Below are 20,531 nucleotides of genomic sequence, written 5' to 3' on the forward strand. Positions count from 1 at the left end.
TTTATGGAACTCGAAAGGTATGAAAAAAGTTGTATAAAAAAGTTGGTTTCTAAAAATGGTGTCCTTTACTGCCTCTAAATACGATCAGTTAGCTAAAAGCAACGGAGGCTGTAATGGCAGGCGACACTAATCAAGAAAAAGACAATGAAAAGCTTAACGATGCGGTAGAGCAAACAGAAACGAAGGATACGGGGACAAAAGAAGAAAAACAGCAGTCGACCGTCTCTTCGACTGTAGCGACTGGTGCTGAAAGTGCAGATGCTGTTGATGAAGCCAATCGTGCGATGGAAGAAAATCCTAGTGGCGCGGGTACGGAAGAAGAAGCAGTGAGCTCGGGTGGCGCAGTTCAAGAAGAGGATACTGAAAGTAGCAGCGACTCTGACGCTGCACAATCCAATGTTGTTGATAGTGTAGCTTCTAGCGGAGAATCAGGTGACGAGGCTCTGGGCAGCGGTGGTTCGGATTCTGGGGCGGGTGCCCAAGCGGTCGGTGGTGGTGATGCCTCTGGCTCTGAAGGTGGTTCGGACGCAGAAGGCAATGAAGCGCAAGGACAAGCGGTACAAACTTCATCTGCGCCAAGTGCTTCTTCAGACTCTGAAGGTTCTCAAGGTGGTGACGAGCTAGATTCAGAAACCACTGAAGAGAGCTTCGCGGTGGATGTACAAGACACCAGCGAAGAAACCACGACGCAAGTAGAAGACGATTTCGACTCCGAAACTACGAGCGAGACGTTCCAAATTAAAGTCGAAGGTGAAAATGACGCGCCAGAAGTAGGGCAAGATCTGGCATACATCATGGATGAAGATGGCACTATTACCTTCACTCAAGAACAACTTCTCGGGTACGCGAGTGATGTTGATGGCGATGATCTTGCCGCATTTAACGTGCAAGTGGGTGCTAATGCATCCGTTGTGGATAATGGTGATGGCACTTATACCGTCACACCTGAAGCTGATTTTAATGGTGAACTCGACTTAACGTTTGATATCAGTGATGGTCAAGAAACCATTTCTAGTTCGATTGATTTAACTGTTCGTCCAATCAATGACGCACCAGTGCCTGAAGATAAAACCTTTGAGATTGAAGAGGATGGCACTCTGATCTTCACCGATGCTGACCTGCTTGCTGGCGCAACGGATATTGAAGGCGATAACCTCACAGTTGAAGGTGTAAGTTACGATGGTGGCGACGGCATCCTGACCGATAACGGTAATGGGACTTACACTTTCGCGCCAAATGAAAACTTCAATGGCGATGTGAACTTCAGCTTTGATGTGTCCGACGGTACAGATACGGTTTCTGCCAACATTGATGTAAGCGTCACACCAGTCGATGACGCACCAGTATCTGGCAATCTTGCTTACTCGGTGGATGAAGATGGCTCGATTCGTTTGAGCCAAGAGCAGTTGTTGTCGCAAGCTTCCGATGTGGAAGGCGATGCACTGACGGCGTCTAACCTTTCGGTAGATGGCAATGCGACGGTGACTCAAAATGACGATGGTAGCTTCACCATCACGCCGGACGCAGATTTCAACGGTGATATCGACATCAGCTTCGATATTTCCGATGGCACGAATACCGTTCAAGCAACCGCTGATCTAACCGTTAACCCAATAAACGATTTGCCGGTTCCTCAAGACCAGCAGTTCAGCGTGGAAGAAGATGGCACGCTGATCTTTACGGACGCAGACCTGCTTACTGGCGCAACGGATATTGAAGGCGATAACCTAACAGTTGAAGGTGTGAGCTACGACGGTAGCGATGGCATCCTGACCGACAACGGCAATGGGACTTACACTTTTGCGCCAAATGAAAATTTCAATGGTGATGTGAACTTCAGCTTTGATGTATCCGATGGCACAGATACGGTTTCTGCCAACATTGATGTAAGCGTCACACCAGTCGATGATGCGCCAGTGTCTGGCAATCTTGCTTACTCGGTGGACGAAGATGGCTCGATTCGTTTGAGCCAAGAGCAGTTGTTGTCGCAAGCTTCCGATGTGGAAGGCGATGCACTGACGGCTTCTAACCTTTCGGTAGATGGCAACGCGACGGTGACTCAAAATGACGATGGTAGCTTCACCATCACGCCGGACGCAGATTTCAACGGTGATATCGACATTAGCTTTGATATCTCAGATGGCACGAATACCGTTCAAGCAACCGCTGACCTAACCGTTAATCCAATCAACGATCTGCCTGTTCCTCAAGATCAACAATTCAGTGTGGAAGAGGACGGCACACTGCAATTTACTGATGCGGATCTGCTTGCAGGTGCTACCGACATTGAAGGCGATGACCTTTCTGTAACGGGAATCAGCTATGAAGGCACCGACGGCGTTCTAACTGACAATGGCGATGGCACGTATAGCTTTGCGCCAAATGAGAACTTCAACGGTGATTTAAACTTCAGCTTCGACGTGTCTGATGGCACAGATACAGTTTCAGCGAATGTAGATGTGAGCGTTACGCCGGTGAATGATCCTCCGGTGGCTGGTTCAACGTCTTACACGGTTCACGAAGATAACTCTATTACCATTTCTGACGCGCAACTGTTGGCAAACTCTTCGGATTTAGAAGGGGATGTCTCGATTGATAGCGTGAGCTACTCTGGCAGCGATGGTGTGTTGCAAATCAATGGAGACGGTACGTACACCTTCTCTCCAAATGAAAACTTTAATGGTGAAGTGACGCTTGATGTTGTCGTCGCTGATGAAGAAGGCTCAACGGATGTCACCACTGCTGGCATTACGGTGCTGGAAGTGAATGATCCACCAGTCGCAGGACCAACTTCTTACACCATTGATGAAGATTCTGTTCTGACCTTTAGTGAGTCGCAAGTGCTGCTGAATGCCTCTGATGTGGAAGGCGACGTAGAGCTTGTTGGTATTAGATACGATGGTCCGGATGGCATTTTCACCGTTAACGATGATGGTACGTGCAGCTTCGCGCCAAACGAGAACTTTAACGGACAAGTTCAACTTGATGTGACCATTCGAGATGAGGATGGGGCAGAAGTTGATACCGTCATCAATGTGAATGTATTGCCAATCAATGATGCGCCAGTATCGGGTGATTTGGCTTACAGCGTTGATGAAGACGGTGCGATTACACTCAGCCAAGAGCAGCTTCTTTCTCAAGCGTCTGATATTGAGGGCGATGACCTGACTGCTAGCGATTTGACTGTCGATGGAAACGCAACCGTTACAGCGAACGATGATGGCAGCTTCACGATTACGCCAGATGCGGACTTTAATGGTGACATTGATATCCAATTCAACATTACGGACGGCACAGACACTATCCAAGCAACGGCGGATCTAACGGTTAATCCGGTTAACGATCTTCCTGTTCCTCAAGACCAGCAGTTTAGTGTTGAAGAAGACGGCACGCTTCAGTTTACTGACGCAGACTTGCTTGCTGGCGCGACCGACATCGATGGCGATAACTTAACGGTTGATGGCATTAGCTACACAGGCAGCGATGGTGTGCTGACTGACCACGGTGATGGTACTTACACCTTTGCACCAAACGAAAACTTCAACGGTGATGTCAGCTTTAGCTTTGGTGTTTCTGACGGCACTGAGACCGTACCAGCAAATGTGGACGTGAGCGTCACTCCAGTCAATGATCCTCCGGTTGCGGGTGCAACGTCTTACATGGTTGATGAAGACAACGCGATTACCATTTCTGACGAGCAGCTTCTGGCTAACTCTTCGGATGTGGAAGGCGCAGTGTCCATCGATAGCGTGACCTATTCAGGCACCGATGGCGTATTCCAAGACAACGGTGACGGCACTTACACCTTCATGCCAAATGAGAACTTCAGCGGTGATATCAGCCTTGATGTGATTGTGGCGGATGAGCAAGGTGCGATTGACGAAACGACCGCAGGCATTACGGTCATTGAAGTGAATGATCCTCCCGTTGCGGGTCCAACGTCTTACACGATTGATGAAGATTCAGTACTGACATTCAGTGAGTCACAAATTCTTGCCAACGCATCTGATATCGAGGGTGATGTAGAGCTTGTTGGCATCAGCTATGAAGGTTCGGATGGTATCTTTACCGTCAATGGCGATGGTACTTGCAGCTTTGCGCCAAACGAGAACTTCAATGGTCAAGTTCAGTTGGATGTGACCATTCAAGATGAGAATGGGGCAACCGTTGATACGCACATCAATGTCGATGTATTGCCAATCAACGATCCACCAGTATCGGGTGATTTGGCTTACACCATCAACGAAGACAGCTCAATCACGCTAAGCCAAGAGCAGTTGCTTGCCAAAGCGGGCGATATTGATAGCGAGAACCTTGAAGCCATCAATCTATCGACAGATGACAACGCGACAATTCAATACAACGATGATGGCAGTTACACCATCACACCGGATGAAAACTACAACGGCGACCTAGATCTGACCTTCGATATCATTGATAACGATGGTGGCTCGGTACAAGTTGGTCTGGATATTACGGTTAATCCTGTGAATGACTTGCCACAAGCGCAAGATCAACAGTTCACGGTAGAAGAAGATGGCACCTTGCTGTTCACGGATGCAGACCTATTGGAAGGCGCATCGGATATTGATGGCGATGATCTGTCTATCGAAAACGTTCTCTACACCGGTGTGGATGGTGTACTTACCGACAATGGTGATGGCACTTATAGCTTTGCGCCGAATGAGAACTTCAACGGTGATGTTCAGTTCACATTCGATGTGTCTGACGGCACAGGTTCAACACCGGCATTCATTGATGTCAGTGTGACTCCAGTGAACGATCCTCCGGTGGCAGGTTCTACGTCTTACACGGTTCAAGAAGATGGTCAAATCACCATTAGTGACGAGCAGTTGTTAGCCAACTCTTCTGATGTGGAAGGCGATGTAGCCTTGGCGAATGTTAGCTACTCTGGTAACGACGGTAGCTTCGTGGACAATGGCGACGGCACATATACCTTTACGCCAAATGAGAACTTTGACGGTAACATTTCGCTCGACGTTACGGTCATCGACCAAGATGGTGCAACGGATACAACAACCGCAGGCATCGATGTTATCGCGGTGAACGATGCACCAGAAACGTCAGGCATTCAAGCTGAGGTGGATGAAGATAACGCCATTACCATCACGCAAGAACAGTTGCTTGCGAATGCGACAGATATTGAAGGAGATGACCTTGTTGCCAGCAATCTACAAACCAATGACCCGGATGCGACGATCGTAGCCAACGATGATGGTTCATTCACCATTACGCATACGGAAAACTTCAATGGTGAGTTGGACTTCACTTACAACATCAGCGATGGCGAAAATGATGTTCTGACCACGTTGGATCTGACCGTTAATCCTGTCAACGATGCGCCAGAAGCGGGCGACGAGATCTTTATTCAAGCGGAAGAAGACCAAACAGTGGGTGTTTCTCTGCGTGAAGAGCCTGCTTTACGTCTCGACCAAGCGCCTGAAAACGGCATCATTGAAGCGAATCTAAATGACGAATGGGTACAGCTAGAAGTCGGGCAGGAGGTGCCTGCAGACACGGAAGTGCGCTTCATTCCAAATGATGATGCGTTGGCGAACGGTACGCATACCACTCAAATCGGTACCTTTGATGACAATGCAAGTGTTGATGATTGGGGTGATGAAATTGACCCATATACTCGCCAGTTCACTGATGGTGATTTGACCGTCACGGTGCAGAGTAATGATGATCCGCTTGGTGCGTGGAATGGTAACACACACATTGGGCATGGTATTGGCGATACTGACCGCCAAGGCTTGAGTGGTGATGAAAAACTAACTGTGACCGTTGAAGGTCAAGACATCAACGAAATCAGCTTCCACCTAGATGGTCTAGGCGGCTGGTTTATGGAAGAGTCTCGCCACTTTACCGAAGTCGAAATTCGCGCATTCAACTCTGATGGTGACTTGATCGACTCGATGACTTACCACAAAGAAGATCGTGGTAGCTATGAGACGGATTACACCCTAACGGTGAACGAGCCGGTATCTTACTTTGAGCTAGGTACGATTCAAGGTAACGGTACTTACGTGGTTCAAAACATGACGGTATCGCAAACTTGTCATGATGAAGCGGTGTTCACTTCTATTGGCGTGGACGGCACGGAAATCACTGAAACGGTAGAACTGAATATCCGTGAAGGTGACAGTGAAATCGAACTGACGGCTGATCTGCCAAATGTGACCATTGATACCGAAGGTTCTACGCAGTTTGCCTCTGTGGTTATCACAGAAGAACAGCTTTTAGCACAAGCGAGTGATATCGATAGCGATGTTCTTGATATTCAAAACCTTGAGCTGGTGGGGGATAACGCGGAGCACGCTACGTTAACCGACAACGGCGATGGTACATGGACAGTTATACCAGATGAGAACTTCTACGGTGAGATTGAGCTTGGTTACCAAGTTACAGATGGTGAACTCACTGACGACAACATCATCAACATCAACTTCGAAGCAGTAAACGATGCGCCAATTGTTTCTGGTCCGATTGTGTTGTCGACTGATGAGGATGTGGGCATTACGTTTAGCGCGGACGATCTGCTTGCGAATGCAAGTGATGTGGAAGGCGATGTGCTGTCTATCTCTGATATCTCTTACAGCGGTGATAACGGTGAGCTTGTCGACAATGGCGACGGTACTTACACATTTATGCCGAATGAAAACTTCAATGGTGAAGTCGACATCGACTACAAAGTCTTCGATGGCACCGATGAAGTCGATACCCATCTAGATCTGACCGTTATTCCGGTTAATGATGTGCCAGTTCCTGGTGCGCCGCTGCATACTCAAATGCTAGAAAACGGCACCATCATCATCGAAGCAAAAGACCTACTATCAGGTGCGACCGATGTGGATGGCGACATTCTGCATATCGAGAATCTACTGCTTGTTGACCAGTCACAAGGTACGTTGACAGACAACGGCGACAACACCTTTACCTTCGAGCCAACTTCGAACTTCTACGGTGAAGTGAACTTGACCTTCGACATCAGCGATGGTCAAGCAAGTGCACCAAGCACCGCGAAGATCGATGTTGAGATCGTCAACGAAGGTCCAGAGGTTAGCGGTCCAGTTGATGCGGTCGTTGATGAAGATGGCTCAATTACCATCACTCAAGAAGACTTGTTAGCGAACGCGACGGACGTGGATGGTGACAACCTTGAAGCGGTGAACCTGTCGACCAACGATCCTAATGCAACCATCGTTGAGAACGCTGATGGTAGCTTCACGATTACACCGAGCGAAAACTTCTTTGGTGAAATCGAATTTACTTATGACGTAACTGACGCGATTGAAACCGTCGCTGCGGATCTAAACCTCACCGTTAACCCAGTGAACGACCTGCCAGATGTACCTGATTTGTCCTTCACTACAGAAGATGGCGAGGCTATCACGATTACTGAAGCAGAGCTGCTGGCTCAAGCGACGGACATCGAAGGCGATGATTTATCTGTTGTGAACGTGACGAGTTTAAGCGACACGGTTCAAGTGACAGACAATGGCGATGGCACTTACACGTTAACGCCAGAGCAGGGCTTCTTTGGTAATGTTGACCTCACGTTTGATGTGAGCGATGGCACCGATGTGGTGGCGGCAAACATCGACTTGAAAGTTGAGTTCGTCAACGACGCACCAGAAGCAGCACCAATCGTGGCAGACGTGGACGAGGATGGCTCTATCCTCGTGACGCAAGAAATGCTGCTTGAAAACGCCAGCGATCAAGATGGTGATGACCTATACGCAACGGCACTAGAAACCAATGATCCGAATGCCTCTATCGTGGATAACGGTGACGGCACCTTTACTGTTACGCCTTCACAGCACTTCAATGGAGACATCGAGTTTACTTATGAAGTGAGCGATGGTGAATTGAGTGTTGCCAATGAAATGACATTGACGGTGAACCCAGTCAATGACATTCCAATTGTTGCGCCTGGCATGTACCACATTGAAGAGGATGGCAGCATCCTGTTCACGCAAGAAGATCTGCTAAGTGGTGCGATTGATATTGATGGTGATGACCTCACCGTTACCAGCATTAACTACTCGGGGGATGAAGGTACTGTAACGGACAACGGTGACGGTACATTTAGCTTCGTACCAGAAGAGCACTTCAGTGGTGACTTGCAATTCAGCTTTACGGTTTCTGACGGTACTGATGAAGTTGAGCAAGACATTAATGTCCATATCGAAGCCGTGGCAGATGCGCCAGACCTAGTCATCACTGATGGCGATGGTCGAAACGTGGATGACCAAGCGATCTTGGTTGAGCCAGGCGGTATTGTTGAAGTGAACATCGCTGCAGCATTGGTTGACCAAGATTTGTCAGAAACACTGACTGTGACAGTGGATGGTGTTCCAGAAGGTTCGGTGATCAGCTACGACAACGAAGGGGTACTTAACGATCAAGACAACGGTATCACCAGTTTCAACGATACTGAAATCACGGTTACGTTTGAAGGTGAAACCGCGGGTTACCAAAACACAGCGGGTTACTACAAAGTCGATGAAAATGGCAACATCACTGGCGTTGAAGTGGTGTACGAAAACGCTTCTCAAGTTGGCGGTGGCGGTGACCTCGTTCCGGGACAAGATCAGTTCAGCTTCCAAATCTCGGAAGGGGAAAGCTTCAACCTATTCTTGATTCCTAACGGTCATAACTTCAATGACTTTGCATCCATGCAAGATGGTCAGTACGAGTTCCGTGCGGCAGATGGCTCTCCTGCGAACATGGATACAGTTGACCCGCAACTCGTGTTTGTTGGTGCTGATGGTTCTGAAACCGTGATTCAAAGCCAATTCGGTGATGCAGTCTTCCATGGTGGTTCAAGCTCAGAGCTCAACCAAGATGGCATTGAACATACCCGAACTACCGTGAACGAAGACGGTGAACTGGTTTACGGCTTTGAAGATCTTTACGGTGGCGGCGATGCCGATTACACCGACTTCAACTTCACTATTGATGTCGGTGAAGTGAACAGCCAGATCTACAGCGGTGAAGTAACAGTAGGACCAGATGGTTCTGTAACGCTTCCAACCACAGCAATTGAACAAGAGCTACAGATTCAATTGCCAGAAGACTTTAACCAACAGCTAGAAATCAATGTAACGGCAACGGCAACAGAGCTATCAAATAATGATTCTGAAACCGTTTCTCAAACCATCTACGTCAATGCAACAGGTGCCCATATTGAACATGCACCTGAAGCATTGCCTGTTTCAGCGATGGTTGAAGAAGATGGTTCAATCCTAATTACGCAAGAAGATTTGCTTGCTAATGCGCGTGACTTGGATGGAGACCAACTGACAGCGCTGAATTTGGCAACGGATGATGAAAACATCACCATCACAGACAATGGCGACGGTACTTACACCTTAACGCCAGATGCGGACTTTAATGGTGATATCACCTTTACGTTTGATGTGTCTGACGGCGATGATGTTGTCTCAACCAACCTTGAGTTATTGGTGTCACCAGTTAATGATGCGCCTGAACCACAAGATCAAGCGTTCACTGTTGGTGAAGATGGTGTGCTGACCTTTACTGATGCGGATCTGCTAACAGGCGCTACCGACATTGAAGGGGATGACCTATCTGTTGAGGGCGTCACTTACACAGGCGCAGACGGTGTTCTTACTGACAATGGCGATGGTACATATAGCTTCGCACCGAATGAGAACTTCAATGGTGATGTGAACTTCACCTTCGATGTTTCCGATGGCACGGACACCGTGACTGCGAATATCGATGTGACAGTCACACCAGAGAACGATCCACCAGTGGCAGGTAGCACATCTTACACAGTGCATGAAGACAACTCGATCACCATTAGTAACGAACAGCTGTTGGCTAACTCGTCTGATATAGAAGGCGAAGTGGCGATTGATAGCGTGAGCTACAGCGGCACAGATGGTGTGTTCCAAGACAATGGTGACGGTACGTACACCTTCTCGCCAAACGAGAACTTCAATGGCGAAGTGAGCCTAGATGTTGTCGTGGTCGATGAAGACGGTGCGACGGACTCAACCACCGCTGGCATTACTGTTCTTGAGGTGAACGATCCACCAATCGCAGGTGCGACTAGCTACTCAGTGAACGAAGACGAAGTCATCACCATTAGCTCTGAACAGCTATTGGCGAACGCTTCTGATGTTGAAGGTGAAGTTGCGATTGATAGCGTCAGCTACAGCGGCTCCGACGGTATCTTTACCGATAACGGTGACGGTACATTCAGCTTCGCACCAAACGCCAACTTCGATGGCGATGTCAGCCTAGATGTTGTGGTTGTTGATGAAGACGGTGCAACTGCGGCAACTAACGCAAACATCGATGTATTGCCAATCAACGATGCGCCAGTATCGGGCAACTTGGCTTACAGTGTCGATGAAGACAATTCAATTACGCTAAGCCAAGAACAGCTTCTTGCTCAAGCATCGGATGTAGAAGGCGACGCGCTAACCGCATCTAACCTAGTGGTTGACGGTGATGCAACGGTCACGGCAAACGATGATGGCAGCTTCACCATCACGCCTGATGCGAACTTCAATGGTGACATTGATATCACGTTCGACATCAACGACGGCACCGACACTATTGTTGCAACGGCTGACCTAACGGTTAATCCAGTTAACGACCTACCACAACCAGAAGATCAAGCGTTCACCATTGGTGAAGATGGCGTCTTGCTGTTCACTGATGAAGATCTGCTTGATGGCGCAACGGATATCGATGGCGATGACCTATCGGTAGAAAGTGTGTCTTACACTGGCGCAGATGGTGTTCTAACCGACAATGGTGATGGCACTTACAGCTTCGCGCCAAACGAAAACTTCAATGGCGACGTGAACTTTACCTTCGATGTTTCCGATGGCACGGATACCGTGACCGCGAATATCGATGTGACAGTCACGCCAGAGAACGATCCACCGGTGGCAGGCAGCACGTCTTACACAGTGCATGAAGACAACTCGATCACCATTAGTGACGAGCAGTTACTGGCGAATTCATCTGACGTCGAAGGAGATGTAGCGGTTGATAGCGTCAGCTACAGCGGCACAGATGGTGTGTTCCAAGACAATGGTGACGGTACGTACACCTTCTCGCCAAACGAGAACTTCAATGGCGAAGTGAGCCTAGATGTTGTCGTGGTCGATGAAGACGGTGCGACGGATTCAACTACCGCAGGTATTACAGTACTTGAGGTGAACGATCCACCAATCGCAGGCGCGACTAGCTACTCAGTAAACGAAGACGAAGTTATCACCATTAGCTCTGAACAGCTGTTGGCGAACGCTTCTGACGTTGAAGGTGAAGTTGCGATTGATAGCGTGAGCTACAGCGGTTCCGACGGTATCTTTACTGACAACGGTGACGGTACATTCAGCTTCGCACCAAACGCCAACTTCGATGGCAATGTTAGCCTAGATGTTGTGGTTGTTGATGAAGACGGTGCAACTGCGGCAACTGATGCAAACATCGATGTATTGCCAATCAACGATGCGCCAGTATCGAGCAACTTGGCTTACAGTGTCGATGAAGACAATTCAATTACGCTAAGCCAAGAGCAGCTTCTTGCTCAAGCATCGGATGTAGAAGGCGACGCGCTAACCGCGACTAACCTAGTGGTTGACGGTGATGCAACTGTCACGGCAAACGATGATGGCAGCTTCACCATTACGCCTGATGCGAACTTTAATGGTGATATTGATATCACGTTCGATATCAACGATGGCAGCGATACTATTGTTGCAACGGCTGACCTAACCGTTAACCCAGTTAATGACTTGCCGCAGCCAGAAGATCAAGCGTTCACCATTGGTGAAGATGGCGTGTTGACCTTCACTGATCAAGACCTGCTTGATGGTGCAACGGACATTGATGGCGATGACTTATCTGTTGAGGGCGTCACTTACACAGGTGCGGACGGTGTCCTAACTGACAATGGCGATGGCACATACAGCTTCGCTCCAAACGAAAACTTCAATGGCGACGTGAACTTCACCTTCGATGTTTCCGATGGCACGGATACCGTGACCGCGAATATCGATGTGACAGTCACACCAGAGAACGATCCACCGGTGGCAGGTAGCACGTCTTACACAGTGCATGAAGACAATTCGATCACCATCAGTAACGAGCAGTTATTGGCTAACTCATCTGATGTCGAAGGCGAAGTAGCAATCGACAGCGTGAGCTACAGTGGCGCAGATGGCGTGTTCCAGGACAATGGTGACGGCACTTACACCTTCTCGCCAAACGAGAACTTCAATGGTGAAGTGAGCCTAGATGTTGTCGTGGTAGATGAAGACGGTGCGACGGACTCAACCACCGCTGGCATTACTGTTCTTGAGGTGAACGACCCACCAATCGCAGGCGCGACCAGCTACTCAGTAAACGAAGATGAAGTCATCACCATTAGCTCTGAGCAGCTATTGGCGAATGCTTCTGATGTTGAAGGTGAGGTGGCGATTGATAGCGTCAGCTACAGCGGCTCCGACGGTATCTTTACTGACAACGGCGATGGCACATTCAGCTTCGCGCCAAACGAAAACTTCAACGGTGATGTCAGCCTTGATGTGGTTGTGACTGATGAAGATGGTGCAACGGTAGCAACCAATGCAAGCATCGATGTATTGCCAATCAATGATGCTCCGGTATCAGGTGATTTGGCTTACAGCGTGGATGAAGATGGTTCTATCACTCTCAGCCAAGAGCAACTTCTTGCTCAAGCCGGCGACGTGGATGGTGATGACCTAACCGCATCGAACCTGACAGTTGATGGCAATGCGACCGTTGTTGCGAATGACGATGGTAGCTTCACTATCACACCAGATGCGGACTTCAATGACGACATTGATCTGAGCTTCGACATTACGGACGGTGATGCAACCATTCAAGCGACTGCCGATCTGACTGTGAACCCAGTGAATGACCTACCAACGGTTGGTCAGCCACAGTTCGTCACGCAAGAGGATACCAGCTTCACCTTCACTGAAGAGCAACTGCTGCAAAATGCAGGTGATATCGATGGTGATAACTTAACGGTTGAAAACGTTGCCTCTGACAGCGGTACCTTGGTTGATAACGGTGACGGCACTTACACCTTCGCACCAAACGAAAACTTCGACGGCAACGTGAACGTGACGTTTGATGTCAACGATGGCACTGCAACGGTTCCTGCAGAAGCGAACATTGATGTTCAATCTGTGGTTGATATGCCAGAGTTGTCGATTGCTTCGGACTTGGTAATTGCCTCTGATAACTTCGAGTCTGGCTCGAACGGTTGGAACGCGAATACTGAAAGTTCACAAGGTTTCGAAACAGGCGACATGCTGGGTCGTATTGGCGGCACTGGCGGTGATGAAGCGGTCAGCAAAACTTACGATATCCCAAGCGATGTCAATGAAGTGAATATCTCGTTTAGCTTCTACGAAATCGATTCTTGGGATGGCGAGTCGTTCCAAATCTTTGTCGGCGGCGAACAGCTAACCACCTTGGAGAACTCCGCGTTCCGTACTCAAGATGGTACGACAACGCTTTACGACTCAGATGGTAATGAAGTGGGTGAAGTGATCCACGGAGCCTCTCAACGTGAAGGCTTCAGTGGTTGGAACGACCAAGCACACCAAGTGAACTTAACCGTTCCGGTGGAAGACGGTCAGCTTCAGTTAGGCTTTGGTTCTACGCTAAACCAAAGTATTCCTGACGAGTCATTCGGCATCGACAACATTGAAATCACGGTAGCGGACGCGGATTACCAAATCATTGGTACCGAAGATACACCAGTGCCGCTTGATATCGATGCAGCATTGACCGATACCGATGGTTCAGAAAACCTCGCTATCTTGATTGAAGATGTGCCAGAAGGCAGCTCATTATCAGCGGGTGTTGATAATGGTGATGGTACTTGGTCACTACAACCAGGCGAGCTAGAAGGACTAGAGTTTATCCCTTCTGCGGACTTCAACGGCGATGTGACGTTAACCGTGAATGCAACCTCTACAGATGTTGATACCGGAACCACAGCGACAGCGACGCAAGATGTGACGATTCATATCTCGCCAACCAATGATGCACCAGAAGTGACGGGTGATATCAGCGCAGTCACTGCCGAAGACAATAGCATTACGCTAACTCAAGAGCAGTTACTGGAGCACGCTGTTGATATCGATGGCGATGACTTAAGTGCGATCAACCTAAGCACCAATGATGAAAATGCAACGGTTGAAATGAACGAGGATGGCAGCTTCACCATTACTCCGAGCGAGAACTTCTACGGTGACATTGAGTTTAGTTACGATGTCACGGATGGCGAAGAAGTGGTTGCGGCTGGTCTCGACTTAACGGTAACGCCAGTCAATGACGCACCAGAGCCACAAGATCAAGCGTTCACTGTGGGTGAGGACGGTCTTCTTACCTTCACCGATGCTGACTTGTTAACAGGCGCGACGGATGTAGAAGGTGACAACCTAACAGTTGAAGGCGTGACTTACACAGGTGCAGACGGTGTTCTCACCGACAATGGTGACGGCACTTACAGCTTCGCACCGAATGAGAACTTCAATGGCGATGTGAACTTCACTTTCGATGTTTCCGATGGCGCGGATACCGTGACGGCAAATATCGATGTAACAGTTACGCCAGAGAACGATCCACCAGTTGCGGGCAGCACGTCTTACACAGTGCATGAAGACAACTCGATCACCATTAGTGATGAGCAACTACTGGCTAATTCGTCTGATATCGAGGGTGATGTTGCGATCAGCAGCGTGAGCTACAGCGGTAGCGACGGTGTGCTAGAAATTAATGGCGATGGTACTTACACCTTCTCACCAAACGAAAACTTTACAGGCGATGTTAGCCTTGATGTTGTAGTGGTTGACGAGGACGGCGCGGTTGATACAACAACAGCGGGAATTACCGTTCTTGAGGTGAACGATCCACCAATCGCAGGCACAACCAGTTACACCATTGATGAAGATGAAGTCATCACCATCAGTGCAGAACAGTTGTTGGCAAACTCTTCCGATATTGAAGGTGAGGTAGCACTAGATAGCGTGAGCTACAGTGGCAGCGAAGGTATCTTTACCGACAATGGTGATGGTACGTTCAGCTTTGCACCAAATCAAAACTTCAATGGTGAAGTGAATCTTGATGTTGTAGTCGTGGACGAAGATGGTGCGACCGCTTCGACGACGGCAAACATTGATGTTCTGCCTATCAATGATGCTCCAGTATCGGGTGATTTGGCTTACAGTGTCGACGAAGACAACTCAATCACGCTAAGCCAAGAACAATTGTTGGCTCAAGCATCGGATGTAGAAGCTGATGCACTAACCGCTTCCAACCTAGTGGTTGATGGTGATGCGACGGTTACGGCTAATGACGATGGTAGCTTTACTATCACGCCTGACGCGAACTTCAATGGCGACATTGATATCACGTTCGATATCAACGATGGCAGCGATACTATCGTTGCAACGGCTGACCTAACGGTTAACCCAGTTAATGACTTACCGCAGCCAGAAGATCAAGCGTTCACCATTGGTGAAGATGGCGTGTTGACCTTTACTGATCAAGACCTGTTGGATGGTGCAACCGATATCGATGGCGATGACCTATCGGTAGAAGGTGTCACATACACTGGCGCGGACGGTGTTCTTACTGACAATGGCGATGGCACATACAGCTTCGCACCGAACGAAAACTTCAATGGCGACGTAAACTTTACCTTCGATGTTTCCGATGGCACGGACACCGTGACCGCGAATATCGATGTGAGTGTGACGCCAGAGAATGATCCACCAGTGGCAGGCAGCACGTCTTACACAGTGCATGAAGATAACTCGATCACCATCAGTGATGAACAGCTACTAGCGAACTCATCGGATATTGAAGGTGATGTATCGATTGATAGCGTGAGCTATAGCGGTAACGATGGTGTGCTGGAAATCAACGGTGATGGCACGTACACCTTCTCGCCAAACGAGAACTTCAATGGCGAAGTGAGCCTAGATGTTGTTGTAATCGACGAAGATGGCGCGACGGATTCAACTACCGCAGGTATCACGGTACTTGAGGTGAACGATCCGCCAATCGCAGGCACAACCAGTTACACCATTGATGAAGATGAAGTCATCACCATCAGTGCAGAACAGTTGTTGGCAAACTCTTCCGATATTGAAGGTGAGGTAGCACTAGATAGCGTGAGCTACAGTGGCAGCGAAGGTATCTTTACCGACAATGGTGATGGTACGTTCAGCTTTGCACCAAACCAAAACTTCAATGGTGAAGTGAACCTTGATGTTGTAGTCGTGGACGAAGATGGTGCGACCGCTTCGACGACGGCAAACATTGATGTTCTGCCAATCAATGATGCTCCAGTATCGGGTGACTTGGCTTACAGTGTCGACGAAGACAACTCAATCACGCTAAGCCAAGAACAATTGTTGGCACAAGCAACGGATGTAGAAGGTGATGCACTAACCGCTTCTAACCTAGTGGTTGACGGTGATGCGACGGTTACGGCTAATGACGATGGTAGCTTTACCATTACGCCTGACGCGAACTTTAATGGCGACATTGATATCACGTTCGATATCAACGATGGCAGCGATACTATCGTTGCAACGGCGGACCTAACGGTTAACCCAGTTAATGACTTGCCGCAGCCAGAAGATCAAGCGTTCACTATTGGTGAAGATTGTGTGTTGACCTTCACTGACCAAGATCTGCTTGATGGCGCAACGGATATTGATGGTGATGACCTATCGGTAGAAGGTGTCAATTACACTGGTGCCGATGGTGTCCTAACCGATAACGGTGATGGTACCTACAGCTTTGCTCCAAACGAGAACTTCAATGGTGATGTGAACTTTACCTTCGATGTTTCTGATGGCACGGATACCGTGACCGCAAATATCGACGTAAGCGTGACGCCAGAGAACGATCCACCGGTTGCAGGCAGCACGTCTTACACGGTGCATGAAGACAATTCGATCACCATCAGTAACGAGCAGTTATTGGCTAACTCATCTGACGTCGAAGGCGAAGTCGCGATTGATAGTGTCAGCTACAGCGGCGCAGATGGCGTGTTCCAAGACAATGGTGATGGTACGTACACCTTCTCTCCAAACGAGAACTTCAATGGCGAGGTCAGCCTAGACGTTGTAGTTGTCGATGAAGAGGGTGCGACAGACTCAACCACTGCGGGTATTACCGTTCTTGAGGTGAACGATCCACCAATCGCAGGTGCGACAAGTTACTCTGTCAATGAAGACGAAGTCATTATCTTCACGGAAGAGCAACTGCTAGCGCAATCAAGCGATGTGGAAGGCGACGTGAGCCTAGAAAGCGTCTCTTACAGTGGTAACGACGGCATTCTAACGGCGAATGACGATGGCACTTACAGCTTCGCACCAAATGAAAACTTCAACGGTGGCGTAAGCCTAGACGTAGTCGTCGCTGATGAAGACGGTGCAACTGCGACAACCAACGCGAACATTGATGTATTGCCAGTCAACGATGCTCCGGTATCTGGCGACTTGGCTTACAGCGTCGATGAAGACGGTTCAATCACATTGAGTCAAGAGCAGTTACTGGCTCAAGCGGGTGACGTAGACAGCGATAATCTAGAAGCAGTGAACTTAACCGCGGTAGCCAATGCAACCGTTGTTGAGAACCAAGATGGTAGCTTTACGATTACGCCTGATGCGAACTTCAATGGCGATATCGACCTAAGCTTCGACTTGATTGATAACGATGGTGCGAGCGTGGAAGTGGGCGTCGACCTAACGGTGAACCCAATTAACGATGCGCCGCAATCAACGCCAGTGAATATTGCTGGCACCGAAGATACCACCATTCTTATCACGCAGGACATGTTGCTTGTTAACGCGACAGACATCGATAACACCTACGACGAACTGTCTGCTGTCGACTTAGTGATTGATGAGCAATACGGTGACTTGCTAGACAACGGTGATGGTACTTGGTCATTCACTCCGGCTGAGAACTTCAATGGTGATGTGCCAATGTCGTTCGGCGTCAGCGATGGTGATTTAGTTACGCCGGTTGAAGGCAATCTAAACGTCGAAGCGGTTAACGATGCACCAGAAGCGCCAACCATCCAGATGCAAGGCGAAGAAGATGTGGTCATGGTGATTGACCCAGCTTACATCGCTGATCAAGTTACGGATCTTGATGGTGACGAAATCAGCGTAGAAAGCATCACGGTTCGTGCTCCTGCAAACGCGACATTAACCCAACAACCAGATGGTATGTACCACTTGGTGACCACTCAAGACTTCAATGGTTTGGTGGAACTGGGCTACACCGCGACGGATGGTGAAGAAGTGGTTGAAGGCTCGTTGAATGTGGATGTCATTCCAGTCAACGATGCTCCATTCAATGTGGGTAATGCCTTTATGGCAACCGACGAGGATGGCGCATTCACCTTCGACGCTGGCGACTTGATGAACTTGTTCGGCGATATCGACACTGAAAACCTAGTCGTATCACGCATTATCACCGCAGAAGGTGAAGATGGTGGTGAGGTAACGGACAACGGTGACGGTACTTGGACATTCACACCGACTGGCGATTTTGCAGGGGTTTCTGACTTGCAAGTTGTGGTAAGTGACGGTGAGTTTGAGACGGTACTTGATGTACCAGTGTTTGTTCGCCCTGTTGCCGATGGCGCAGTCATCACAACCGACCATGATGGTCCGTTAGTCTTCGGTGAGGACGAAACAGGTCACCTAGGCTTGAATGTCGGTCTGATCGACGATTCAGAAACGCTAAGTAACCTAGTGATGACTGGTTTCCCTGTTGGCTTCGAAGTTACGGATGGTGTGAACACCGTTACCATCACGGAACCGGGTCAATACATCGACTTGAACGAGTGGGATATCTCAGACCTGCAAATGACGCCTCCGGCTGACTTTAATGGCGAGTTCTTCGTAACCGTGACCGCAACAACGGTGGATTATGGTGACGAGCCAGAAGAGTTCGAAGATGGCATCGATTCAGGTGACTTCGAAACCTTAGCGGGTGAGCCAGTTGTACTAACCGCAGATGACCTAATCGGATTGGCAGAGAATGTGGACGCTGACGCGGGTGATGAAGTGAAATTCGTTCACCTAGCTGATCGCAGCCAAGGTGAAATTGTCGATAACGGTGATGGCACATGGACATTCAATCCAGCACCAGGCTTTACGGGTGAAGCGGATATCGCTTACGTGATTGATAAAGACGGTGTGCTTCATGATGAGCAAACAGGCGTGGTCGTGAAAGAAGACGCACCACAAGAGAATGCTTCACCAGAAATCGACAGCATTTCTACCACAGAAATGGCAGCGGATGGCACCTTGTCGTTCACCAATGATGACATGCTATCGACCTTGAGCGATGCAGAAGGCGACAGCTTGAGCATTGAGTCAGTGAGCCTAATGGAAGGTCAAGGTGTGATAGAGACCGATAACCAAGGTAACTACCAATTCACACCAGCAGAAGGCTACACCGGAGATGTTCAAGTTGGCTTCATTGCAACTGACGGTGAAAACCGCATTGAGAGCTTCTTCAATGTCGACATCCAAGGTGAAGGTGAAACCACAACCAGCGAAGGCTACGCACTGGCTGATGATGGTTCACTAACACTAACGGAAGCGCAGTTGATTGATGAACTTGGCATTAGCCCTTCTGCAGAAGTGTTGGATGTCGCCGATGCAAACGATGCTGGTTTCTTTGCGAAATCAGGTGATGAAGAGTGGACATACTGGCCGAACGATGACTTCGATGGCAATTTGGCTATGGATGTTCAGGTCAACGACAATGGTGAAGTATTGACTCAGAATCTGAGCATCCAAGTTGCGGACGATTCAGCGCAAAGCGACGAGCCACAAATCCAAACTGCTCAAGCATCAGCAGAGCAGCAAGTTGGCGAAGCGCAACGGCCTGAAGAGCAAGCAGCAAACGGTGCAGACAGTGAAGAGGAGAGCGCAGCTGATGTGACTGCAGCACCAGGCGATACTATTTCTATCTCGGTTCCAGATGAGGTCAGTGGTAACGAATCGGTGGATTATGCAGAAATGTCCGGTCTACCTGATGGTGCATCGGTAAGCAACGCACTGGATAATGGCGATGGTAGCTTCACATTAAGTGGCAACCTCAACCAACCAGTATCAGTTGACCTACCAGAAGGTTACGAAGGTACGAGCGAAATCCAATTCCAAGGTTACGACGAATTGGGCAGCGCAGTAGAAGGTGCGAGTGGCACAGTTGAAGTTGAAGTCGATGATCAATACACCATGCAAGGTTCTGCTCAAGATCAGCAACCAGACATGGCGGGTATGGAATCTGGCGGCAGCGACTGGACAAGTGCGGGAGGTCAAGAGCAAGGTGTCGACTTCACGGATGACTCTGGCAGCTTCGACTCGGATACTCAAACGGGTACTGACCAAGGCAACGATTTAGATCAAAGCTCAATGTAACCAGTCCTAGACAAGGGC

Annotated in this window: 1 protein-coding gene; it reads left to right on the forward strand. The window is 48.9% G+C overall.

Annotated features, from left to right (window positions below; translation table 11 throughout):
• Positions 1 to 113: 113 nt before the first annotated feature.
• Positions 114 to 20,513: a tandem-95 repeat protein gene (locus tag R7Q41_RS03020; protein WP_318144347.1), complete on the forward strand. Its 20,400-nt coding sequence runs from the start codon at positions 114 to 116 to the stop codon at positions 20,511 to 20,513.
• The last annotated feature ends 18 nt before the right edge of the window (positions 20,514 to 20,531 follow it).

It is taken from the genome of Vibrio sp. 2096 (assembly GCF_033339595.1).
In the GTDB taxonomy this organism is placed as follows: Bacteria; Pseudomonadota; Gammaproteobacteria; order Enterobacterales; family Vibrionaceae; genus Vibrio; species Vibrio alginolyticus.

Bases quoted from the DNA above. Each gene is read 5' to 3' on its own strand.
- R7Q41_RS03020 (WP_318144347.1), top strand. From the start codon at position 114: ATGGCAGGCGACACTAATCAAGAAAAAGACAATGAAAAGCTTAACGAT.